This window comes from Parapedobacter tibetensis (assembly GCF_024704835.1).
Lineage (GTDB): Bacteria > Bacteroidota > Bacteroidia > Sphingobacteriales > Sphingobacteriaceae > Parapedobacter > Parapedobacter tibetensis.
In genome coordinates, this window is record NZ_JAMXBE010000009.1 from 63,748 (window position 1) to 86,609 (window position 22,862).

The following is a 22,862-nucleotide window of genomic DNA, read 5'->3' on the forward strand; positions in this document are numbered from 1 at the left end:
TTTTAAACGACAAAAGAAATGGCAACATTGAAACCGGGCGACAAGGCCCCAGCAATCACCGCGAAAAACCAGCATGGTAAAACCGTATCACTCAGTGATTTCAAAGGGAAGAAAGTAATCCTTTATTTCTATCCAAAAGATGATACTCCGGGCTGCACTACGGAAGCGTGTAACTTTCGGGATAACTACCAATCCTTGCTGACCGATGGCTTTGAGGTCATTGGCGTAAGTGTGGATAACGAGCAGTCACACCAAAAATTCATTAGCAAACATAGCCTCCCATTTACGTTATTGGCCGATGAGGATCAAAAAATTGTACAGGATTATGGTGTATGGGTAGAAAAGAATATGTACGGCAAGAAATACATGGGTACAGCCCGTACCACGTTCCTTATTGATGAAAATGGCATCATTGCGCACATCATCAAGAAAGTAGATAATGAGCATGCATCGCAACAAATCAGGGATTTGCTGAAATAGACATTCATGAAGCGTGCATTCATCTTTGTCTTAAGCTTTGTGTTATTGGTTATTGCCGTTGGATGGGGTTATCTGGCCTACCGCCAATACATTTCTTATCACACGCTCATCCCAAAAAATGCCGCCCTATTAATCAAGGTCAATGGGGATGCCTTGATCAGGGATATCGCTTGGAATGCATTATGGAATCGGAGCTACTATTCTGGGGATCGCGATGAGGAGAAACCTCAATTTGACCAAAAAACACTAAAACAGCTTGGGATACATGTCCCGGCCAATATCTTCTTGTACAGCGCAGACAGCGCTGCGTCTTATTATTTTGGCACCTTAGCGGTAAGAGATTCGGTGGCGCTGCGTCACTTTTTAGTGCATGAGTTAGGTATGGAAAGTCAATGGAGCGGACAAGATAGCTTCTTGCATTCAAAGCACCTCATTGTAAATCATACCGCCAGTCGTGTCGCTTTTGCCCTGCCAGCGATGGCAAATAACAATCAGGTAGACACCGCACAGGTGCTGGCCACACTCGACCGACTATTGGATGCTACGGATATGGTGCCTGTGAAAGAAAGCGATTTCAAGACATTACGCACCATTAAAGGGCATGTTGCTTTTACAAACAATGAACATTCAGGAAGCATCCAGTTCCGGGATGGCCGTATCCTCCTTTCGATGCAGATTCGAGCCACTTTGCCGGATACCGTATTGCGCCGACCGGACTTTCCTGTCGATAATGCGGCAAGTCTTTGGCTAAATACAGGTTTGGGTGGTATACTTGGGAAACAGATTTATCGTATCGGAGCATACAGCCTGCATGGCGATAGCTTGCTCAACTATTACCGAGGCAACTTGTCATTGGAGTGGCGGGGCATCATCACACAACAAGATACCACCATCACCTATGACTATAATGATGATTTTGAATTGGAAGAACAGGTAGAGCTTGTCGAAAAGCAGGTGCCCGAACTATACCTTTCCATCCATGCGGATACTGACGCATTGACAACTTACTTACGCAAACAAGGATTTTTAGATTCTTCACATACCAAATTAAGTCGTGATGCGTTCCCGCTGTACCAAGTGGGCGCAAGTTGCATAGGGCATCATTATTTCCAGCTCCATACGGCCTCTTCCCCCGTTGAATTGCCTCCAAATGGTCGAGACAACAGCGAAATATTCTATATGAGCATGGATTTTGAGAAAGTAACAAAATTGGAAATAAGCCCCGTATTGACACGGTATATCCAATCTTTTGACCACATCGAAGCCACTGGTCGAACATTGGACTCTGACCGGGTTGAAGTAACGGGGGAATTATCCCTGGTAAATCCACGGATCAATAGCTTGGTGCAACTGGTTGATGCCTTTCGACCATAGCTTAATATGCCTTATCCTTCCATCACATATCCCAGCATATATTCCTGGAACTTTTCATAATACACCTTAAACTGTTCCTTTCGGTGGGGGGCATCCAAATCTAAAAACAATACGCCTTGATCCTGAAAATCAAACGGAAGTATCGTCATATTGTCTTTGAATGACACCCCTTTATTTCCCTGCAACTTATACACGGCCTCCTTGGCGCACCAGCAGGCATAAAGTTGCTCGATTTTATTTGGGTCACCGATGGATTTCAACTCCTCGTCTTTCATAAATTTATCGGCAATGCGGAGGATTTTTGGCTTCACCAATTCCAAATCAATACCCACCTCACCATTGTCGCTCATCATCACCGCTGCATAATCAAAGGAATGTGTAAGTGATATCCGTTGGGGGAAGTTTGCCAGATAGGGTTTCCCGTTTTTATCCGAAGGGCAATCGATAAAGCCAAGGGTGTCTAGCATTTCCCGTAGCAATACACGTGTGGCCAACCAATGCAGGGTCCGTTTACCTTTGTTCAGGCGACTTAATACAGCCATCTCACGGTCATTTAGCCGCAACCGACTGAGAAGGTCTTCCGCAGGTTCCTCGATTCGCCAAATGGCAAACCGTACATTATTGTCTAATTCACGCAAGTATGCTAATGCCATGCATCCAAAAATAGCATTTATTGTAAAATAGTCCTAAAAATTCTGATTCATTAATGTATTTTTGGCCCTTTCATGACTGCGAGATTATGGTATATGTTCGTCTCATATCTCACGTCTCATGTCTTATATCTAACAAAAAATGATTCTATCCGACAAACGCATACTGGAAGAAATTGAACGCGGCACCATTGTCATCGAACCTTTCCAGCGGGATTGCCTAGGCACGAATTCATATGATGTCCATTTGGGTAAGTATCTCGCCACCTATAAAGACCGTGTGCTGGATGCCAAAAAACACAATGAAATTGAGCACTTTGAAATTCCCCAAGCCGGCTATGTTTTAGAGCCGAATGCTTTATACCTCGGTGTCACGCTTGAATATACCGAGACCCATAGCCATGTGCCATTCCTTGAAGGCAAATCTAGTACTGGTCGGCTAGGTATCGATATCCATGCCACGGCAGGCAAGGGAGATGTAGGTTTTTGCAACACCTGGACACTGGAAATATCCGTGGCCCAGCCTGTGCGGATCTATGCAGGCATGCCTATTGGTCAATTGATTTATTTTACTGTAGAGGGAGATATCGAAACGTTTTACAACACGAAGGGCAACGCCAAGTACAACAACAAAACGACCCGTCCTGTGGAAAGCATGATGTGGAAAAATGAGTTCTAACCCCCGAACTCCATAAGGTAAGCCTTCAAAAACTCGTCGATTTCCCCATCAAGAACGGCCTGTGTATTGGAAGTCTCGGTATTGGTGCGCAGGTCTTTCACCAACTTATAAGGGTGTAGTACGTAATTTCTGATCTGGGAGCCCCACTCGATTTTTTTCTTGCTGCCCTCTATCGCCGCAGAAGCTTCCTCCCGTTTACGCATCTCTATTTCGTACAGTTGTGATTTAAGTAAGCGCAAGGCATTTTCCTTGTTTTGCAACTGTGAACGTGATTCTTGGTTTTTGATGATGATCCCCGTGGGCTTATGGTGTAGGCGCACGGCTGTTTCGACTTTATTCACATTTTGTCCGCCGGCACCTCCTGAACGGAACGTATCCCAATCTAGATCGGCGTCCTTTACGTCAATTTCGATGGTATCATCCACCAAGGGATAGACATATACGGAAGCAAACGACGTATGGCGTTTGGCATTGGAATCAAAAGGTGAAATCCGCACCAAGCGATGTACGCCATTCTCTCCTTTGAGGTAGCCGTAAGCAAAAGCACCTGAAAACTGTAAGGTCACTGTTTTGATACCAGCCACATCGCCTTCTTGGTAGTCCTGCTCCGTCGCTTTATAGCCATTGCTTTCGCCCCACATGAGGTACATGCGCATTAGCATACCCGCCCAATCGCAGCTTTCGGTGCCACCTGCCCCTGCGGTGATTTGTAGCACCGCATCCAATTGGTCTTCATCGGCACTCAACATATTTTTGAATTCCAGCTCTTCGATCTTGCCAAGGGCGATATCGTACTGCTCTTTCAAATCGGCCTCGGAAGCATCCCCCGCCTGGAAAAACTCAAACATCACTGTCGTGTCTTCCACCGCCGCAACGACTTCATCGAAGTGGTCGGTCCATATCTTTTTATTTTTGATGGATTGCAGCACTTTTTCGGCTGCTTTGGAATTATCCCAAAAATCGGACTGAAGGGTGATGGCTTGTTCTTCCTCTATTTCATCTTTACGGACATCGATGTCAAAGATGCCTCCTCAGGGAAGCTGATCTATCCCTCAAATCTTGAATCTGTTCTTTGGTCATGGATGCAAAGGTAAGGAATTATATTTTTGCTATGCGTATTTTCTTTGAACGCAAAGAAGGAGAAAGGAAAAAAATTAGGCAATTGCCACTTAGCCTTAAAAAGCTTAAATTCGCAAAAAAAACAATTATGCTACCCCGGATTAACTTCACAGAAACCCAAGCGTACAAGTACCTCAGCAACCATTATGTAGACATCGCTCCTAAACATCTTAAGGATTTGTTTAAGGCAGATGCTGCACGGTTCGATAAATTTTCCATTAGTTTTGGGGATATCCTTTTCGATTATTCCAAAAATCGTATTGACGATACCACCAAGGCTTTGCTCCTACAATTGGCTCGCGAATGCAAGCTTGATGAAGCCATCAAAGCCATGTTTGCCGGCGACGCTATTAATGAAACCGAAAACCGCGCTGTGTTACATACCGCTCTCCGCAACTCAAGTGGCGATCCCATGCTCGTTGATGGGAAAGATGTGATGCCCGAGGTGAAAGCGGTGTTGGCCAAAATGCAGGCATTTTCGGAAAAAATAATCAGTGGGGAATGGAAGGGTTATACGGGCAAGCCCATTACCGATGTGGTAAATATCGGCATCGGTGGTTCCGATCTTGGGCCGGTGATGGTGACCGAGGCACTCAAACCTTACAAAACCCATCTCAATTCACACTTTGTATCGAATGTAGATGGTACACATATTGCCGAAACGCTCAACGGCATTAACCCTGAAACCACCCTCTTCCTTATAGCCTCAAAAACGTTCACCACCCAGGAGACCATGGCCAATGCACATACAGCAAGACAATGGCTATTGGATAGTGGTGCACCCCAAATAGCTGTTGCTAAGCATTTTGTAGCCTTATCTACCAATAGCAAAGCCGTGGCAGCGTTTGGCATCGATACGCAAAACATGTTCGAATTTTGGGATTGGGTTGGGGGCCGCTATTCGTTATGGAGTGCCATCGGATTATCCATCGTACTGAGTATCGGCTATGATAATTTTGAAGAATTACTCAAAGGCGCTTATGTTACCGACGACCATTTCAGCACTACACCGTTTGAAGAGAATATTCCCGTGATTATGGCCCTATTAGGCATCTGGTATAATAATTTCTTCGATGCCGAAACCCATGCCATCTTACCGTACGATCAGTATATGCATCGTTTCGCAGCCTATTTTCAACAAGGTGACATGGAAAGCAACGGCAAATACGTCGATCGCAATGGCAACCGTACAACGTATCAGACCGGTCCTATTATCTGGGGTGAGCCGGGCACCAACGGGCAGCATGCATTTTATCAATTGATCCATCAGGGGACCAAATTGATCCCTACCGATTTCATCGCTCCAGTGCAAAGCCACAATCCCATCGACGAACACCATACGTTGTTACTCTCCAATTTCTTTGCCCAGACTGAAGCATTAATGAATGGCAAAAGTGAAACGGAAGTGGCCAATGAATTGGAAGCAAACGGGAAAGCGCAAACGGAAATCGAAAAACTCAAACCCTTTAAAGTATTTGAAGGTAACCGCCCAAGCAATTCGTTCTTAGTGAAGAAAATCACGCCATTCACCTTGGGGTCGCTTATCGCGCTTTATGAACACAAGATTTTCGTGCAGGGCATCATCTGGAATATCTTTAGCTTCGACCAATGGGGTGTGGAGTTAGGCAAGCAACTCGCGGGAAAAATCCTGCCCGAACTGCGGGAAGTTAATGAGGTTTCATCACATGATTCTTCTACGAATGGGCTCATCAATCGGTATAAGGCTTGGCGATAACGAAAAGATACCCCACAAAAGCTAAAAGCAGTAACGCAATACTAATCATTATCGTACGGCCAGTTGTGGCCATCACACCCAGACCCAGCATGGTCACTCCTGTAAGGAGCAAGGCATAAGCGATTACTCGCAATGCCCGCTTATTCTGTAAGGCAGACTGCCTATTCTCCACAGCTGCGCTTTCAGTGGCTGGTGAATCAACGGGAAGAGCTTGAACAACCATGGATTGAGGCTTCTTCCAAGCATAGATCACCTCAAATAAAGCCAGAAGACCAACGGGTAACAACACGCCCAGCACCATTTCCTGTGTCCGATCAAGACCAAACCTCAATACCGATGGCGACAAAAACTTGAAAAACAGGTTGACTGCCAAGCTAGCCAGTGTGACAAAATAAATGGAAAACGCGGTCTGCCGTTTGGAAAACAAGGCCCATATGGGGGGGCCGTATAAGGGAACTCCCGTAAGCGCCCCTACACTTAAAACCACTTCAACAATCCCCCCCGCACCGGGAACAAGCAATGCCGTGACTATGGTAATGAGACCCAGCACAACCGTGGACGCCCGAGCAACGCGCATCAATATTCGGTCTGTAGCGTGAGGGTAGATTTTTCTGAAAATATCATTTGTAAACACCGCAGCCGACATATTTAAGGTGGTATTTACCGCACTTGCTGTAGCGAATATCATACCCGCCAGCATTAAACCCAACATACCCGCGGGTAATACTTTCTGACACATCAGGAAATAAGCTCCCTCGTTTTCCAAGCCAGAGAGGGTGCCGCCCATTATGCGCAGTACCATGGGAGGGATCATCCAAAAGACCGGACTGAATAAATAGAGTATACCGAAAAGATACCCTACTTTTCTTGCACTTTTTGGGGAATCAACGCTGGTGTAGCGTTGAACATAGGACCAATTGCCGCCAATGAAGACCATGTTATAAAATGCAAAAGCCAACAAAAACCAAGGGGTATACTCGCCAGCGAACGGTTCGAAATAATTGTCCGGTGCCTGATCCAGCAAACCGGAAACCCCACCCACCAAATCCAAGGCTAAAGGAACAACGATGATGACCGCCGCTGTGAGGATAACAAATTGCAGCACATCCGTGACAATGACCGCCCAGAGCCCGCCAGCTGCGGTATACAAGATTATCATCAACCCAATGATGATGATAGCGTATTCCAAAGAAAAACCAGTGGATACATTTACCAGCCGAGCAACGGGATATAGGAAAGCGCCTGTGTAAGCAATCGCCAGCAACAGGAATAGATAAACATATAGCGCCTGCACCCTTTTCCCAAATCGCTTCCGAATGTACTCACCGGCGGTCAGCACTCCGGTTTTTCGCCACTTAGGAGCAATGAAAAACCCAATAAGGAAACCGGCAAGGCACATACCCCATTGGATCATAATGGATACAAAACCATATTCATAAGCTATTGACCCCCATACCACAAAGGTGCCTGCGGAAAAAAAACTCATAAACAGCGATAACCCGCTTAGCCACCAAGGAACGGCACCTCCCGCCGCAAAAAAGGATTTCATAGTCCCTTTCTTCTCACTCAGTGCCAAGCCTGCCCCCACAACAAGCACCGAAAAGCCAATAATCATCCAATAGTCGAGTGTGGTCATTTTTGTGAATTTGCTTATTTGTTTATTTGCTTATTCATTTATTTGCCTATTCGCCATTCGTTTATTTGCGAATCTGCGCATCAGCGAATTTACCTACGGCGTAACGCGTAGCATCTCATTGCAAACACGGCCGCAGGTATATTTTCCGATGGGTGCTCCACATAAACGATCAACTTATCCGTTACCAACGGTTGCTCAAACGTAACGGAATTACGGGTTTGGTAGTTGTTTTTTTTCTGGTAAACCACCCGACCTGCTGCGTCTTCAATCCGATAGCTTCGGACACAGAAAGGCATCACCCGCTCCGGATGGGTCATTAGCACCGATTCCATGGCATGGTCAAAATCAGTATCAAAACAGAGATCGATACAGCCAATGGTTTGGGCTTTATTCCATTCCAAACATAAGGATGGGTTGGCATCCCTTGAGTCGGCCACCCAAGCATTTGGTTGTGAAACTGGCCTATCAACCCCATTGCGTAGATTTTCTGCCCCAAACAACCGGATGGGTTCTGAAAGCTTAACCGCAATATTATGACCTTCCGGCCGCCGCTGCGGGCACCAGAATTCAAATTCATCCACACCAGCGTCTGCCGGTGGCCGTTGCTGGCCATTGTTGGATACTTTTTTATTGACCCCGTTATACACGGAAAGCAAGCCGGTGATGCGTTGCCCGGTGTAGGGAAGCTGTATAAGCGGGTTTTTCAGGAATGTCAGAAACACATATTGGGCTTCCGTAAGCTCGGCCCCGAAATCCAATGCAATTTCATGTATACCCGCGGTGAGGGAAAGGCGATTGGTCCCAAGGGTAGTATCCGGTGTAAACCCACCCCGTCTGCTGCTCGTACGCAATTGCACTTCCACTTCCGTATCTTCGGCCGTGCGTATGGGCAGTGAAAAAACAGGCGCCCGCCCTTGGTCCAGCGGAATCAACTGCGCGGCAGCAATTTCGAGCGGCTTCCAAATCAGGTTCGCGCTATCGAAAGCCGAAAAGGCCAATTGGCTTGACGCCGTTAATTGCGCCTGTTGTACAAGGTCGTCTGCATCATGCAGTACCACACCGGGGATATGCTGTCCATTTTTCATCAGTTCGCGTTGTAGCAAGTCAATATGACCCCTCTCGAAAATATCGCGAGGCAGCAACGCCTTATCCTTGCAAACCTTCGCCGCCATGGCCACGGCCTGTCCGGTATACGCGCTGGTTGCCATCACACGCGTGGCACCGAACGCCACATGACTCACGCTGATGATGCGCCCGGCGAGAAACAGGTTACTGATGTTGCGGCTGTAAAGGCAACGGTACGGGATATGGAACACTCCCTTGCTGTGCCATTGATTGCAGGGTTGCCGCTCGCTGAACACCCCATCGGCCGGGTGCAGGTCAATAGACCATCCGCCATAAGCTACTGCATCAGGGTATGTCCGTTGTTCGATGAGGTCACGCTGGGAAAGCATAAAATCGCCTTCAAAACGTCGACTTTCCCGCTTGCCGGGAATCATGCCCACCCATTCTAGTGTCATCGTCTCCGCTTCCGGGAATTTACCGGAATTTTTGATGTAGTCCCAAATGCCGTATACCACGCGCCAGAGCTCCCATTTGATTTGCTCGGTATCATGCACCGTATCCAGGCGCCCCCCATGCTCCACCCACCACAGCTGGCAACCATATTCGTTGGCTTTGAAATTGCGAAAGCGGGGAATTTCCTTGCTCACATCCAAGGCAAACGATGGAGCTGTAAACTGCACAGGTTTTCCGGTGTCCTTGCTGTAGAAATATAACGAATGCCCCAGCAGTTCGCCATAGTCGGCATCCGGCGCCATGGCTTCATCTAACTCTTCGCTGCTTTCTGCCCCCATGCGGAAGGCCGCGCCTGCGAGGAAGCCTACGATGCCATCACCGGAGGCGTCGCAGAACAAAGGCGCCCCCAAATGATATTCCGTTGAGTTCTGGCTGCAGAAGGCCTTCAATCCGCTGATGCTGTCGGCTCCATCTTTTTCCACTTCATATACGGCTGTATTGAGCAGCAGGATAATATTCGGCTCGCGGTTCACCCAATCCAGTAAAATCATGTCAAAGATAATGGGGTTACCTTCTGGGTTTTGGTATGTATTCTCTACAAGCAATTCATCGATCACGCCCCCTTCCCGACTCCACCGGTTGTTGTTGCCCATGTGCGAAGTAGCCCCCAACACCCACAGCCGCACTTCGCTGGAGGCATTGCCGCCCAGCACTGGGCGATCCTGTACTAAAATCACTTTCAGTCCTTGTCGTGCCGCCGTAATGGCGGCGCATACGCCGGAGAGGCCACCGCCGGTGATGATGAGGTCGGCATAGTAAGTAACTGTCTTTTTTTTTCGTCCTTCGTCAACAAATCCTTCTTTGTGTTTCATTCGTAACTAATTATTATGAGTGTATGTGTATTCAATGGCAGGTTTCATCTGGCCTCATCCGTACCGTTCTTTAATCATTTGCCTGTTAATCCTTTTGAAATGAAAGTGTTCGGTAGGCCATCGTTCGCCGCCCGTCTTCCTGAAAATCATACCCGTAATACAGTGTAACGGACTGTCCTCCCGTCGTGCTTGTATACCCCACAGTATTGGGATACCATGCCTTTACCCCATCTTCCAGCAATAATCTCGGTTGCTCCCAAATTTCACAATCATCGCTGGCAGCGATATAGAGCTTTCCATCCCATCCGTGCCATACCATGACAAATTTTTCGAGGTAGTCATTCCAGTGCACGGAAGGGTTGGCCCCCGGATTTGCCGATAGTGGGGAGATAGCGGTTTGCAGACCTCCAATTCCGGGTTCGGAAAAAGCGCCGTTATACCATTTTTGCCACGAACCCACGTTGCCGTTCGGATCGGATGAAGACGCCATACAGATAGCGGTAACCCCGGTGGCCGGTGTGTAAAAACAGTAATACTTGTCATTGAGATGATTATAAATGACACATCCATCTCCAAGACCAGACCACTTCGGTTCCGTTCCTTTCGGTTGATTATGGCTTAGTAATAATTGAGGGGTCCCCCAAGATAATCCGTTATTGCTGGAATAGGTAACCCCTATAGATTTATACGCTTGCCAGCCCATTTCAGAGCGCGGGTACCAATGCGATTCCGCGTGGAAAAATCCCGCCAACCGACCGTCTGTCAACTCCCTAATCCCGATCAGCCACATTCCGCCATCATTGAAACCGTTTGAAGGCCCTTCATTTGGCGCGCCTCCTCCCAATACATGGTTCGGTGGATTGAACGACCCTGCGTGGTTTTGCAGCAACGGGGTATCTGATATGCTTCTAAATGAACGGTGTCTGCCCCAGAACCCATAATAGTCGCCATCGATATCCATCACCGAAATATGGCCATCAGGGAAAAACCCCGAGTCGGCAGCGGGAAACACCGACGGATCTATCGTCATACGCGAGCCAATAGCAAAGGACCACGAGCCACTATCCAGTAATGGTTGATGTTCCACCTGGTTTGCTGCATGGGCTTCCACTTCATTGCCGAAAGGTTTCTCATTAGTAACCTGGCAAGACACCAACGTCGAAGACCATAGTGTTCCAATAACAAAAAATCGAAGCGCTGTTCTGCATTTTAAATCGCTAAAAGTTCGTCTTTTCATGGTTATCTGATTAGTTAATACAATTGATTTTTCATCTGTATATAATTATTCGTTGGTGTTCATTTTCAGTGGTACTCATGAGCCCGCCAGCTGGCGGGGTTTGTTTTTTAAAGGTGATGAAGCTATCATGATTTATTCATTTCACTGTGTGATTGGCAAATCATGATGGTTTCACAAGTTTATCTTGATGATCTTCAGCCCGAATCCGGCGATTTCTATATCAAGCGCATTTTGCTCCGCAAATCGCTTTTCGATAACCCCCTGATTATCCAAAAGCTCGATTGTTGGTTCCCGTAGCCTGTTCTGTCCAAAAAAATGTCCTGAATCAATAGCAATAGTTACCGTTTGCTCAGCGGTGCTATTGTTCAGCAATAGCACATAGAAGCTACCTTCAGCCAAAGCGCACATATAATCAATCCTTGGATTATTCCCCTTAACCACCCCGTCTCTTAGATACAGATCCGCTTCTTGGCCAAACACGGTTCCCGGGGCAAACCCGTAAGTTTTGTGCGGCCCCACTTTGGGCGTGATGAATCCCGAAGGAAAATGAATAGCTCCATTTGAGCGCAAATCAATCTCTGACAACAGGTAATCGGTGAGCAATCCGATTTGCCACCAGGCGTGGTGTGGGAAGGAACCCGGTCCGTTATCCATCGCCCGCCAATAGTAAGAAGCCACATGCGTTTCTTCGTCCACAAACGCATCCCGCCCCCATACGGCAGCCCTTGCCATGGATAAGAACATCGGCTCGTTGGTCAGTTGGTACATTCTCACAAACAACCCCGCGTGGCTCGCCAGCAAAATCGGACCACTTCGATTGGCAGACCCTATGCTCCCGCCATGCTCGAAACTCAAGCCGGCTTGCGCAATCTGCCAATCGTACCGCTTTTTGCCACCCACATTTTTCAGGCTATCGGACGGTATCGGGTGGGTATAGATTGACTGCGTATAAAACTTGGCTGCACGAATCGCTGCATCACGGTACCGCTCATCGTCTGTTAGTTCGTATAGATCAAGCAGGGCCTGGGCGCTTTGCACGGTAGCAAAATCAGGAACAAACCGGTTGTCTCCGCATACGCCTAAAAAATGACCTTTATCCACAGCGTGTTGGATATACCAATCCGCACCTTTGCGGGCCGCATCCAGGTATTTTTCGTCGCCGAGCATTCGATAAGCCACCAATAATCCATAAAAAGTTGGCCTTAAGTCGGTCAATTCCGTAAACAACGGCTCCTCCGTGGCGTGGTCATAAGCAATCTGCCACTGTCCATCATCACTCATCCAGTCTAATAACTTTTCTGCCCCATTTCGCAAAACAGCCTTCAGCTCTTCGTCATCCGGATCGAACAACAGCATGTTACCGGCATCCATCATCACATAATAGGTAAGCCCTATTGGCTCCACATAGTTGCCCCATTCTTCCGTAAACTTTCCCGACTTATACAAATAATATTGGCCAATGGCCGCCCCTTTAAAGAATCCATCTGTATTTTGCTGCTGCAAAAGTTTGAAATTCCGTGCGTAAGGCAGTCGTGTTTGTTTCAATACCCGGTCGTCCATGATCTGTGCCAACATCCACATAGCCCCGTAGTCCGAGTTTTTCATCGCATCTTTATCGGAGTCAAGAACCCCACCTAAATAAGCCTGAGCACCTAATGTATCACCCTGATATTCCTTGAGCATCCATTTTGAAGTTTCATCGTCCACAGAATAATTACGCATATGTAAGATCCGGTCTGTCAACGATTCCTTGGGGTCTTTCAGTGATAAAAAATGATCAAACCCGTAAACATCATTGACAACATGCTTGTAAACCTGAAACCAATCCGCATGTTGAACCGAGAAGCGAAACTTCCATGAAATACGTTCACCAGCCTCAAGCCAGGATTTTTCCTCGCCCAATACCGGATGGTAAAGCGTGGGCGAAAGCTGCCCTTTCCTGTTCATTAGCGACAGGCCAAGCAACCATTCGTCATGCGTATTTTTATCCGATTTCCAGGGGTCCCGGCCCGTTCCCGGTTCCGCCACGGCGGCAACACTTATTCCACTTTCCATACTGATGATGGGTGCCAATGTGGTGGCTGTACGCTCCCTCACCAGCACCGGCTTATCTGGAATCCCATGGCCATAGGCGTACGCTTTAACAAAATCATTTTCCAATGCATCGCCTTGGTAAAAACCGGGAATGGTGCCCCACGACAATTCCTTTTCGTCAACCTCACTTAGTGTAGGGGAAGCCATGGAAAAGTATCCGGACTGCTTTGCTTCCAGTGTCATTTCTACGATCACATCGGTAGGGAAGGTTGGATCCAGTGACCATGAGGTATGCATTGTGGCAATTTCCGATTGCCAGTTAAAAATAAGTGCACCCGCTTTTTCTTCCACGTTACTGGGATAAAAATTGGTGGGTACACCAGCCGTGTTTAGTTGTACGGGGCGCGTTATCTCTTCCCAGACCGGTATATTATATTTATAGATGGATTCCGGAAAATCGATCCTTTTTCCGTCCTGATACAATTCGGTAGCAGAAGTATCGGGCGCCAGCTCGGAATAAAGTAAGGTATACTCCCCGTTTACACCATTTACTGCCACCCACCCCTGATCTGATTTTACCAAAAACTCTTCGATATGCCACCCATCAACCTGCTTGTTCCATACCGCTTTGATTGATCCATTCTCGATAATAACCTGATCGTCAGCAGTGGGCTGCACCTGCTTCGCAATTCTCAATACAACTCCTCCATTGGGCGCCAAATCCAACGTTTCCGGCAGCGCGTCGGCCGACCGGAACACTTCCTTTTTTAACCTTCTATCGAATCCCTTCTCGTCAGTAAACATTTCGACGGCATACCCATCATCATTATCCAAAAAACCCAGATCAACATCGATGCGCTTAGCTTGGTTTTCGCCGTTAATGGCAGCGATATACCAGGTTTCTTCTTTCCTGCGGGCAATGATGGCGAGCTTCCCGATTTCACTCCCGGCTAGTACCCGCGTTTCGTCCCATACCACCGGTAATTCTTTGAGCCACGGAACAACCTGTGAAAGATTTTTATCATTGATAATGAAAGCGGGATTGTCTGCCAAACAAAAAAGCGGAGAATGAAACACGTACATGTCTGCCAATTGATGCCCCCAGGTGGTATTGCCGGGTTTACTAAAAAGGCCCGGCGTATAATCGCCATGGCCAATCACAAACCGGGTAAAAGGTAGTGCTGCGTTGTGCGCCGCCGTGATCGGTCCTTCGGGATGGATATTCAGTTCAAGTCCCCTCACGCCTTCTCTGGTTAACTCATTCGGAAACGTTTTGCTTTCTCCCGTTGGCGCATGGCAGCCGTGGAAATTGACCATCAGTTTCCGCTTTGCACAGGCGCGCAGAAAATCAATCTCAAAATCCACCAGTTCCTTTGCTTCGCTATCCATAAAATCCGTCTTCACTCCAACTGCACCCGCCTGTACCACGCTGTCCAGAAAATGATCCCTGACCAACGGATCCCGCAGCTGCCCCGAGTGCTTCCATATCCAGACCCCCACTTCCTTTTGCCTTGCATAGGCACACAGCTCCCGCAACTGCCGCCATTTATCCGGCCAAAGTCGCTCCCAGCCTTCATCAATCAACGTGTATTCAAAGTCCAGCAATGCAGCATGATCAATAAATTCGCGCTCCTTCTCCGGCTCCATATAAGCGGAATCTCTCGTAAGCCAGCTCCATACCGAACGGCCAGGCTTGATATAGGAGACATCCGCGAATAGGGATTCATCAGGAGGGGGATTGAGGTGGTTTATAGTTTGGGTATTGACGAGTGTTTGCAAGGAATTGGCCCACAGCACCACCCGCCAGGGCGTTGTTGGTTGATCCGTTGAAAAGCCCGCCGCCCCTTCTGTAAAATCGACAGTAAATGTACGGTTGGCCTGCGCGTTCAGGCGCATACCGCTGTAATCGTATAAGGCCGCTTCCGTAATGAGCGCATAGTTGCCGTCCGGCAACTGGGCTACCAACGGCTTGCCTTGCACCGGTCCGCCCGGCGAAATACCGGGCATCTCCCCGATATCCGCGCTTACCCACTCACCGGCATAACTCTTCAGCTTATAGTTGTTTCCCCGTTCAAAGAACCATATCCTCGATCCTTCCGGCAGGCAAAACGAGGATAGTTCCCGCTCAATATGCCACATGTCGTCTTCCGGCAAAACATACCGGTATGCCAAACCATCATTAAACATTCGTACTACCAACTGAAAAGTAGTGCTGCTATCGACAACCTGTATCACTTTCTCATGAAAAAGGGTAGCTGTTGCTCGCTGGTAGTTCGCCTCACCAATACGGGTGACATGCGTGCCCACCGTCATCTTATTGAAAGCGATACCCAATGCGGCAGGTTCAATGACGGATGTAGCTCCTGCAGTCAACGTATACTGAAGTTGGCCATCATCCGAAATGAAGATATTGGCACCCAGATTTCCATCAGGGCTGGATATTTCCACCGTATTTTGCGCCATTACAAATTGAAAGGCAAGTAACGCAACAAGCAGTGACACCCTAGTTTGTATACCCATCATTCTGCGTTAAATTTGGATTGAGTTCGATCTCCCGGCTTGGGATCGGATACCATATTTTATAGTCTTGGAAATTCGCCCTGAGTTCGGGTACGTTCTGTATGTTCGCTCCGCATACATCAATACGATATCGGCATACCTGATGACACCAAAATCCGTTTCGCCCGCCCAGTTGGGTATGCCTCTTGAGGTTTCGGGGATGATCACCGTCACGTTCGGCAACGGCGCCCCGCCATCACGGTCGGTAACTGTCCCCCCGATGGTCTGCTGTCCGTACGCCATCGGTGCCCAACAGCAAAAACAAAGTAAAATAAGGTGCAATTTATTCATAGTTGATCTTCTTTTACTATTTAAGGATTAATTCCGCTATTTTATCAAATCCCAGATACCCGTAGGAAACCCCTAGCTTGGAGCCCTCCGGGAAATCTCCCTCCGCAAAACCTTCAAACAAGCCGGTATCAGGGCCCGTTTCCTGTAGTGCTAGAGAGCCTTTGAAAGCGTCATCAAGGTAAAGATCAACTGTAGCCGTTTCTCGCTCATCGGGATCAAGGTTCAGCGCTGCTTTTAACTCCACCCTTATCTTCTCCTTTCCATTGGCCGTTTTGATCTGCTGCCCGTTTTGATCCGTGAAGCGGATCTCGTGGGAGTCAAGCGTAGCGAAGATAACCGTACTCATCCAAGCCCGGTTGCTAACTGCCCAGCCTTCGGTAGCGTAGAAACTGCTCACCCCCTCTATTCCTGCTTCCGGATGATAGGGAAACATATTGTCCAGCGGGGTGCCGTCCAAGGTACCCCGCACCTTTCCCAGCTCCCCAGCTCCATTAGGGTGAGCATATGGCCAGCCCCTTTCAATACCCTCCCAGTAACCGTTCATGGCTACCCGCTCCTCGCTCTTGTTGCTGTAATGCGCCTCCGCCGGATTCAGTCCGAAGACCTGGTTTACCTGCGACCATCCAATGGCCCGCAGTTCAGGATCGTCCAATAAATAGGCCGCGGCAAACATCGAACCGCCCAGCCCGGCATTACCAAGTTCTTTGGTTTGGGGATGCGCCCACTCTACAGCTGAATGCTTGCGATAGTGCCAGAAATTGCCGGTACGCGCTTTCATGTGAGCCGCCCAGGCCTTGAGCTTTTCCAGCGTGCCTTTGGGCGCAGCTTCGGGCGCCACCATCAGGAAGAAGGCCAACGCTTGCGGGGTGATGTGCTCCCCATTGCGGATCCACCACATATGCCGGGGATTCTCAAAATCCCAGTTCTGAATAATATCCGCTGCCGCCTGTTGTGCATAGCCGAGAAACTTCTCCGGCTGGCCGTCCTCTTCTTCTTTTTCGCAAAGGTACATGAACAAGTTCCGAAACACAGCCTGCCCAAACACATTACCCATTTCATTGAATTCCTGCCAGCCCTTGTCGACCCATTTTTCGCTTTTGACGTAGTAGCGTACTACCCTGTCGCGGTCGTAGGCTTCCCAGTTCTGGAGGCAGGCCTGCCGGTAATGCCGATATTTTGCCTCGTCGAGGTAGGGCCTCAGGAAAGAATGGTAGGCCGCGCAGGCCGCGGCCAGGTGATCGAGCGTATTCTGGTAATCATAGGTCTGCAGCTTGTCCCAGTCGGGATAACCGATCAAGTAAGACCCATGCCCCCTTGGCCCGTTGTAGTCTCTATGATGATAAGCGAATTCTGCATGCCAGAGCATCAGGCTGATCAGGTCGGGCACCTCTTTATTCCCGAAATCATCATGCCAGCGCTGGAACAGCGAAGGATTGGAAGCATACAAAAGCACTTCGAATACGGTTTCCAGCGTATAGGCCCCGCCGTCGCGGGAAGGCCCTCCTCCGGCTATCTTGCTTTCGTCAGGAAAAACAGGATCCTCGCTTCCCCGCACATCGATAAAAAACTGATAGGCGAGCCTTGACGATCGTTTCTCCATCAGATGCTCCGATATGCCAAAAGGATAGGACTGTCCATGTCCCTTTACGCTGATCATGTATTCCTTTCCGGACCCCGAAGGGTTGAAATCTGAAAAATCACCCGCGAAATCCCTGATCACTCCCTTGTAAAGCGCCTGGACGCCCGCTTTCAGAGAGTCTTCGGCGTCAATAACGGTGAAAGCGGCGCCCTCTGGCGCTCCGTAGCAGATAAAACGTTTGGCCTCATGCAGATTATAGCCTGCCTGGTTAACGATCGGCCGACTTTTTACGCCTCCGGCTTTCTCCTGCGCTTCAGCACTGCAACTAACGAATAAACCGATCAGTGTTAAAACAACCCTTGCATTGGAGGCTACTCTTGTCGTCCTGTTTCTGTATTTTTCGCTTGCGTCCATTACGAATCAGTTTTTCAAAATAGCAACGAACTCGTCCAGGTGATCGTGGTAAATCCCCCGGGGCTCAGTCCCGTGCTTTTTACATAAATAGGCAGCGAAACCAACGACCTCACCCATCATCCCACAGGTACGCATCACCCGGGTACTTCCAAAAGCCACATGTGTGGTGCTGATGTTCCTTCCTGCCATGAACAGATTGGATATGTTGCGCGAATACAAGCAGCGGTAGGGAATCGTGTATGGCTTCACGCGGATATGTTTTGTAGCAGCAAAAAATTCCTCGCCGGGAAAATATTTCGTGTTTTCAGCGTCAGGAAAATGGAGATCAATGGTCCAGGTGGCGGTGACACTCGCATCGGGATACATCTTCCCTTCTTGGATGTCCATCTGGGTGAGGATATGATCGCCCATCAGCCTTCTTGATTCTCTTTTCCCGCCAATATAGGCAACCCAAGCCAGCTCCCAGTTCCTGTATTTTTCAGGTTTCCGGTTCTTCAGGTAGGACCAATTGCCATAAATGGCCCGTAGGTTATGATCCCGGATCTTTTCAGCATCCGTGATCGTATTCATATTTCCAAAGCCTGTTTCCCATTGCCAATCGGCTTTATGATCATCAATATGGTATTCATCCGAAAACTGGATGGTCCAGGGCGTCTCGGGAAAAGAAGACGCTGTATCGCGCTCCAGTGCTGCCCATAGATTGGAGGTTCCCAGGGTAAAATCATCTGCCTTTTCAGGAGCGAAGGACTCTCCAGTTTCTGCCTTGCTTTCCCTTCCTTCGCGGTAATCGGCTCCGGCTAGAAAACCCACGGTCCCGTCGCCCGTGCAATCGGAGAACAAACTACCCCGGAAACGCAGTTCTTGGTTGGTTCCGATATCCCTTCCGATTACAGCAACAATTCGATCCCCCTCCTTTTCCACCTTGTGTACGTGCGTATTCAAGAATAGGGATATGTTTTTTTCATCGTGCACGATCGCGAGCTTCCTTTCGTCACCGTATTCCCTGCCGTCGGGGTTTCCGTTCCCCGGATCACCACTATCCAGCTCACGGACGATTCTACCGAGTTTGGTATAGTGGTTCTTATCGGTATCGCCCATCAGATGCACCCTTACCTCAGAACTATTATTCCCGCCCAGTACCGGACGGTTCTGGACCAGCGCTACCTTTAGCCCCATCCGCGAAGCCGAAATAGCCGCGCAGGTGCCTGCCATCCCCCCGCCCACAACCACCAAATCGAAATGACCGGCATCCGCGGGGCCCTCGGTCAGGAAAAGCAGTTTCCTGCGTAGGGCAGCGAGCGCTTCCGGGTCATCAGGAGGAGTAAATGTGGCAGACCTGCTGAATAAGATGGCGTCGCAGCGCCCGTCAAAGCCTGTCAGATCCTTTAACATTAAGCTCGCCTGATTATTTTTTACATCTACTTCCCCTCCGTAATACCATTTCCACTGATCCGAACCACTCTCCCCGAACACCGGTTCCAGCGGGACTCCATCGAGGCTTAACTTGAATTTTCCAGGACCTGTGGGAAAGGGCGCCCAGTCTTTGGTCCTTACCCAGACATGATATTCCCCCTTTTTATCAAACCGGACGGTGGTGACTGCGTCTTTTACCGGCCTGCCCATCCCATGCGCCAGCAGGTAAGACGAACCCATCACGTCAAATGACTGCTGGTCGATTACCCAGCCCCCCTTTTCACCAAAAGATTCAGCTTCAACCAATAGTTCATGTTGAGCCAGCGCATTGAGGCTTGCCACAAAGACGGTAAACAATACCAGAAGGGTTTTCACAATTGGGTTCATTTCGATTATTTTATTTGTTTCAACGTTCTCCTCATCTCCTTGTTTCCGGGCCCAAAAGCCTGCAAAACACGGTATATTTCGCGGGTGCGCTCCCGGTCATGGCTTTTCAGACCCGCCACAAGCGCCTGAAGCGCCGGTTCATGAAGCGTTGGCTGTGCCTCCAGCAGTCCAAGTATCCGCTCAAATTGCTCCTCGTTGGATGCGCTCAATTGCTTTGACAACTGTTCCTGGAGGTTTTTACTCAGGGGGTGGCTTTCGAGCCTATCCAGAATAGCGATCTGCAACGGGTAGCTGGCAGACCCGTAGGTCTCCCATAGCCAGTCCTGCATCTTATCCGGGTAAAAGAAGGCGGGCGACAGGTGTTGCAGCGCGTACCTGGCACTGAAAATATTATCCCCCCTGATCATCCGCAGAATGGCCGGATGGAATTGTTCACTTGGGTTTCCCTCGGTGTCCATTACCCGCTCCATTGCCCAGTATTGATAATGGTGGTTCTTGCTTTCGAGAAAGCGGTGGAGGAGTTTGTTATCCGCATAAGAAGCGGTTATTTCCCCCATCTTATTCCTAACTTCACCATACACAATATGCCAAAGTGTATAGCACGTATAAACTGCGCCTTCGATCACTTCTGCTTTGACGGTCTTAAGCGTTGCGCCTGTAACGGCATCTACCGAATCTGACAGCCTGTGCTGACTGGAATCGACCAGCTCCTCCATCGCGAAATCCTTTAAGAGGGAATGCGGATTGGCCAATATCTCCTGCAACTGATCGTAATCATCTTCTTCAAATGCTTCGTGGTCGGCTTTGGTCAATACCTCCCCTGACGGCAAATCGTACCGGATGTAATTCCCTAGCAGATCCCAGTAAAAATTGATAAAGACCGGCTTGCATTCATTGGTGTAACAGACAGGGGTATATACGTTGCGGAAAAAATATTGCGGCGTCCCTGATTGATCATACGCCAGTTTCAGTGTATAAGCAACGGTATCGTTTTCGCGGATGACGAAACTGCGTATGCTATCAGATACAACCGGACCGTGCGGCGCGCGGTCATGTTGTTGGAGCGCTGCTGTCCGAACGGATCCGTTGTCCTGGCCGCGGCAAACACCTACGACCCCCCATACACAGACCAACATCAAATTAACAATCCGCATCGTGTTTATTCCTTTATCGCTTAGTAACCGCTGTTCTGCTCCAACTGATCGTTCACATCCATGTCTTTCTGAGGGATAGGCCATAAATAATCCCTTGCTGGTTTGAAGATACGCTGGTCAACCGAGCGGTACAGGTCGCCGGCAGTTCCGTACACAGGATGGCCATGCTCATTGATCTCCGGAGCAGCGGGAATAGTAGACCAGTCGCCCCTGGGCCTTCCCCTGAATGTTCCGGGCATTACATGCTCCGCTATCTTCCACCGCCTGATATCCAGCAGGCGGAACCCTTCATCGGCCAGTTCTATTTTTCTTTCACGCCTGATCACTTCCCTCAACGCAGCCGGGTCGGTGCTCGTAATAGCCGGGTAGTCCGAAACAGCGCTTACATCTACTCCATAAGCCCTGGCCCTGACCCGGTTAATGGCCTCCAGTACGGAGGCATCGATCTCACCGAGCTCAATTTTTGCTTCAGCGTAGGTCAGCAATACCTCGGCGTATCGCATAAAGATAAAATTAAGCTCTGAATTGGTAATGTTGACCGGGATATCCGCCTCGCTGGTGTATTTTCTCCAGAGATAGCCGGTAAATGATGCAAAAGGGTTCGTCACATCTTGGTTGGCTGCCCTAGTAGCTACCCCGTCCACGTAGCGAGTAGTTACTAAGCTGTCGGGATGGGTTTCATATACGTAGCCTGCAAAAACACTCTGGGGTCTTATCAGGGAAGCATCCAGCCGCGGATCGCGATTCTCAAACGGACGTGCCGGATCATAAAGCGGAGATTCGTCGATGGGTAACCCATCCACACACTCGTAGGAATCGATAATGAACTGGGAGGGCACCAGCCTGCACCAGCCCTGGCCATTCCGAGGCCCTTGCTCCCTGGGTGCAAAAGAAGTTTGAACACCGATCAAAAAAGGCATATCAAAAATCACTTCTACCGAACGCTTGCCCGCATAAGTAAAAAGCGCTCCGTAATCGGGATACAATTCATAGGCGCCTGATTCCATAACTTCTTTTGCTGTCTGCGCGGCCACCTCGTATCGCTGGCTTATCAGGGCTATCCTAGCCTTCAGCGCCAGCGCAGCCCCCTTGGTTGCCCTGCCATCGTCATCTTGTCCCCATTTTTCTGGAAGTATCCCAGCAGCGAAATCAAGATCACTAAACAGGGAATCCACCACCTGCTGCTTGGGCGTCCGGGGGATCTTTCCCGCTTCAATGGTCTCCGGGATAACCGTCGTATAGGGAACATCGCCATAAAGGCTGATTAACCAGAAGTAGTACCACGCCCTTAAAAAGCTGGCTTCCGCTTGTATCCTTCGGTAAAAATCTTCGCCAACGACCTCTTTGGCCCGTTCCATGTTGACTAGGAGGTTATTGCATCTACCAATCCCGCTGTACATTCTATCCCATGTTTCGGTAAAGCCGCTGGTTTCAGGAGTATGGGCTCCTTGGGAAAAAACCTGCATACCGCTGAAATCAGTCCGCAAATAACCTAGATCCGTCGTATTATCAAGTACCATAGGGTAGGGAGAGCCTGCTGTCATCCAATACAGATCCCTATAGGCGCCGTTGATAGCCAGCTCCAGCTCGGCCTGATTTGAAAAGAAATTCTGGTCCGAAGGAGCGTTAAGAGGAAGTTTGTCCAGCGCATTTTCACAGGAAGTAAAGACCCCGGCAACAATCAATGCGGTTAATGTCTTATATATCGTTTTCATGTTTTCAGTTTTAGAG

15 protein-coding genes are annotated in these 22,862 nt (G+C 48.9%); 4 read left to right on the forward strand and 11 right to left on the reverse strand.

The genetic code is table 11. The annotated features are described in order from the left end of the window. Positions 1–18 precede the first annotated feature (18 nt). Entirely contained in the window at positions 19–480 is a 462-nt protein-coding gene (gene bcp, locus NF543_RS15305) for a thioredoxin-dependent thiol peroxidase (RefSeq protein ID WP_257668907.1), read from the forward strand. 6 nt (positions 481–486) lie between these two features. Beyond that, the gene (locus tag NF543_RS15310; protein WP_257668906.1) at positions 487–1,854 is read left to right on the forward strand and encodes a hypothetical protein; all 1,368 of its coding nucleotides are present in this window, start codon (positions 487–489) and stop codon (positions 1,852–1,854) included. Between the two features lie 11 nt (positions 1,855–1,865). On the opposite strand, the gene NF543_RS15315 is transcribed toward NF543_RS15310, so the two are convergent. Beyond that, positions 1,866–2,507 carry a 4'-phosphopantetheinyl transferase family protein gene (locus NF543_RS15315; protein WP_257668905.1) on the reverse strand — a complete coding sequence of 214 codons (642 nt, stop codon included), beginning with the start codon at positions 2,505–2,507 and terminating at the stop codon, positions 1,866–1,868. A gap of 139 nt (positions 2,508–2,646) precedes the next feature. Between NF543_RS15315 and dcd the strand changes: the two genes are divergently transcribed. Beyond that, positions 2,647–3,183: a dCTP deaminase gene (gene dcd, locus NF543_RS15320; protein WP_257668904.1), complete on the forward strand. Its 537-nt coding sequence runs from the start codon at positions 2,647–2,649 to the stop codon at positions 3,181–3,183. On the opposite strand, the gene prfB is transcribed toward dcd, so the two are convergent. After that, positions 3,180–4,263, reverse strand: a protein-coding gene (gene prfB, locus NF543_RS15325; RefSeq protein ID WP_257668903.1) for a peptide chain release factor 2 whose coding sequence is annotated in 2 segments (ribosomal slippage) — positions 3,180–4,202 and positions 4,204–4,263 — 1,083 coding nt in all. Because the reading frame shifts where the segments join, the coding sequence is not laid out codon by codon here. The genes dcd and prfB overlap by 4 nt on opposite strands. A 127-nt stretch (positions 4,264–4,390) precedes the next feature. Here prfB and pgi point away from each other — a divergent pair. Continuing rightward, positions 4,391–6,037 carry a glucose-6-phosphate isomerase gene (pgi, locus tag NF543_RS15330; RefSeq protein ID WP_257668902.1) on the forward strand — a complete coding sequence of 549 codons (1,647 nt, stop codon included), beginning with the start codon at positions 4,391–4,393 and terminating at the stop codon, positions 6,035–6,037. On the opposite strand, the gene NF543_RS15335 is transcribed toward pgi, so the two are convergent. The 9 genes from NF543_RS15335 to NF543_RS15375 all read right to left on the reverse strand — a co-directional run bounded on the left by NF543_RS15335 (position 6,012) and on the right by NF543_RS15375 (position 22,846). Next, a complete protein-coding gene (locus tag NF543_RS15335) occupies positions 6,012–7,673 on the reverse strand; it encodes a sodium:solute symporter family protein (protein WP_257668901.1) in 1,662 nt (553 codons plus the stop codon). The two genes, pgi and NF543_RS15335, sit on opposite strands and share 26 nt — an antisense overlap. A gap of 89 nt (positions 7,674–7,762) precedes the next feature. Further along, on the reverse strand, positions 7,763–10,063 hold the full coding sequence (locus NF543_RS15340; RefSeq protein ID WP_257668900.1) for an FAD-dependent oxidoreductase: 2,301 nt from the start codon (positions 10,061–10,063) through the stop codon (positions 7,763–7,765). Between the two features lie 85 nt (positions 10,064–10,148). Beyond that, positions 10,149–11,300, reverse strand: a complete 1,152-nt coding sequence (locus NF543_RS15345; protein WP_257668899.1) for a hypothetical protein — start codon at positions 11,298–11,300, stop codon at positions 10,149–10,151. Between the two features lie 171 nt (positions 11,301–11,471). Beyond that, positions 11,472–15,857 carry a glycoside hydrolase family 97 N-terminal domain-containing protein gene (locus tag NF543_RS15350; RefSeq protein WP_257668898.1) on the reverse strand — a complete coding sequence of 1,462 codons (4,386 nt, stop codon included), beginning with the start codon at positions 15,855–15,857 and terminating at the stop codon, positions 11,472–11,474. Next, a complete protein-coding gene (locus tag NF543_RS25555) occupies positions 15,838–16,026 on the reverse strand; it encodes a RagB/SusD family nutrient uptake outer membrane protein (protein WP_373275011.1) in 189 nt (62 codons plus the stop codon). The genes NF543_RS15350 and NF543_RS25555 overlap by 20 nt, the downstream gene beginning before the upstream one ends. A 174-nt stretch (positions 16,027–16,200) precedes the next feature. Next, on the reverse strand, positions 16,201–18,177 hold the full coding sequence (locus NF543_RS15360) for an early set domain-containing protein (RefSeq protein WP_257668896.1): 1,977 nt from the start codon (positions 18,175–18,177) through the stop codon (positions 16,201–16,203). 6 nt (positions 18,178–18,183) lie between these two features. Then, complete coding sequence (locus tag NF543_RS15365; RefSeq protein ID WP_257668895.1) at positions 18,184–19,977, reverse strand: FAD-dependent oxidoreductase; 1,794 nt, start codon at positions 19,975–19,977, stop codon at positions 18,184–18,186. Positions 19,978–19,982: 5 nt separating this feature from the next. Continuing rightward, entirely contained in the window at positions 19,983–21,131 is a 1,149-nt protein-coding gene (locus NF543_RS15370) for a hypothetical protein (RefSeq protein ID WP_257668894.1), read from the reverse strand. A gap of 20 nt (positions 21,132–21,151) precedes the next feature. After that, positions 21,152–22,846, reverse strand: coding sequence for a RagB/SusD family nutrient uptake outer membrane protein (locus NF543_RS15375; protein WP_257668893.1), 1,695 nt, complete (start codon positions 22,844–22,846; stop codon positions 21,152–21,154). Positions 22,847–22,862 lie beyond the last annotated feature (16 nt).

Bases quoted from the DNA above. Each gene is read 5' to 3' on its own strand.
- bcp (WP_257668907.1), top strand. From the start codon at position 19: ATGGCAACATTGAAACCGGGCGACAAGGCCCCAGCAATCACCGCGAAA.
- NF543_RS15310 (WP_257668906.1), top strand. From the start codon at position 487: ATGAAGCGTGCATTCATCTTTGTCTTAAGCTTTGTGTTATTGGTTATT.
- NF543_RS15315 (WP_257668905.1), bottom strand. From the start codon at position 2,507: ATGGCATTAGCATACTTGCGTGAATTAGACAATAATGTACGGTTTGCC.
- dcd (WP_257668904.1), top strand. From the start codon at position 2,647: ATGATTCTATCCGACAAACGCATACTGGAAGAAATTGAACGCGGCACC.
- pgi (WP_257668902.1), top strand. From the start codon at position 4,391: ATGCTACCCCGGATTAACTTCACAGAAACCCAAGCGTACAAGTACCTC.
- NF543_RS15335 (WP_257668901.1), bottom strand. From the start codon at position 7,673: ATGACCACACTCGACTATTGGATGATTATTGGCTTTTCGGTGCTTGTT.
- NF543_RS15340 (WP_257668900.1), bottom strand. From the start codon at position 10,063: ATGAAACACAAAGAAGGATTTGTTGACGAAGGACGAAAAAAAAAGACA.
- NF543_RS15345 (WP_257668899.1), bottom strand. From the start codon at position 11,300: ATGAAAAGACGAACTTTTAGCGATTTAAAATGCAGAACAGCGCTTCGA.
- NF543_RS15350 (WP_257668898.1), bottom strand. From the start codon at position 15,857: ATGATGGGTATACAAACTAGGGTGTCACTGCTTGTTGCGTTACTTGCC.
- NF543_RS15360 (WP_257668896.1), bottom strand. From the start codon at position 18,177: ATGGACGCAAGCGAAAAATACAGAAACAGGACGACAAGAGTAGCCTCC.
- NF543_RS15365 (WP_257668895.1), bottom strand. From the start codon at position 19,977: ATGAACCCAATTGTGAAAACCCTTCTGGTATTGTTTACCGTCTTTGTG.
- NF543_RS15370 (WP_257668894.1), bottom strand. From the start codon at position 21,131: ATGCGGATTGTTAATTTGATGTTGGTCTGTGTATGGGGGGTCGTAGGT.
- NF543_RS15375 (WP_257668893.1), bottom strand. From the start codon at position 22,846: ATGAAAACGATATATAAGACATTAACCGCATTGATTGTTGCCGGGGTC.